Here is a 778-nt window from a genome sequence, read left to right as displayed (position 1 = left end):
GCGCCCGCGCTCCGAGTCGAGGATATGTGTCGTGATGCCGGCCATCGGGTCTCTCGGATCGTGTCGTGGGTAAGCGGTTGCGGACGGTCGGGGCTCTCAGCTGCCGCGATAATACGAGTAGCCCCAGGGCGTGAACAGGATCGGCAGGTGGTAGCGCTGGCTCGCGTCGCGGATGTGGAAGCGGATCGGCACGAGGCCGAGGAAGTTCGGGCTCGGCAGCGCCACGCCGATCCGGGCGAAGTATTCCTCCACATGCATCAGCAACTCGTAGCGCCCGGTCTTCAGGGCGTCGTCGATGAGGAGCGGCTCGGGCGAGCGGCCGTTGGCTCCCGTCGTGATCGTCTTGAGCGGCCGGTAGGTGTCGCCATCGCGCACGGAGAGGTCGCAGACCATGCCCGCGCCCGGTGTGCCGTGGAAATTGTCGATGGCGTGCATGGTGAGGCGTGGGCCGAGGCCCGATTGCATCGTCGGGCCGGTGGTCAGGGCGCCCGGCTGTGCAGGAGCCGGGGCGGGCGCGCCCTGGGCCAGCACCGTGCCGGTGGCGGCGACCGTGCCGCCGAGACCGAGTCCGGCGAGGCCGGCGCCGACGAGGCTGCGGCGCGTGAGGTCGGGTCGCTCAGGGGGGTGGTTCAACGTTGTCTCCTGCAGAGGGCCGGTCCCGGCGCTGCCGGGGGCGGGGTCAGGCCGGCTCATGGGCGGCGCGGGCGGGGGCCCGTCGTTCCTGAGCCGGGTATGCCGGCGGGTACGAGGCGCGGGCCAGCAGGCACTACCCGGATCG

The 778-nt window shown here is 71.7% G+C and carries 1 protein-coding gene; it reads right to left on the bottom strand.

Features of this window, described 5'->3' with window-relative positions:
* Positions 1–96 precede the first annotated feature (96 nt).
* Positions 97–633: a hydroxyisourate hydrolase gene (uraH, locus tag MBTS_RS23360; protein ID WP_056142415.1), complete on the bottom strand. Its 537-nt coding sequence runs from the start codon at positions 631–633 to the stop codon at positions 97–99.
* Between the last annotated feature and the right edge of the window lie 145 nt (positions 634–778).

The organism is Methylobacterium bullatum (assembly GCF_014845095.1).
Classification (GTDB): domain Bacteria; phylum Pseudomonadota; class Alphaproteobacteria; order Rhizobiales; family Beijerinckiaceae; genus Methylobacterium; species Methylobacterium bullatum.
Note: the sequence above shows the minus strand (reverse complement) of the source record. Positions and strands in the feature narration are given on the sequence as shown.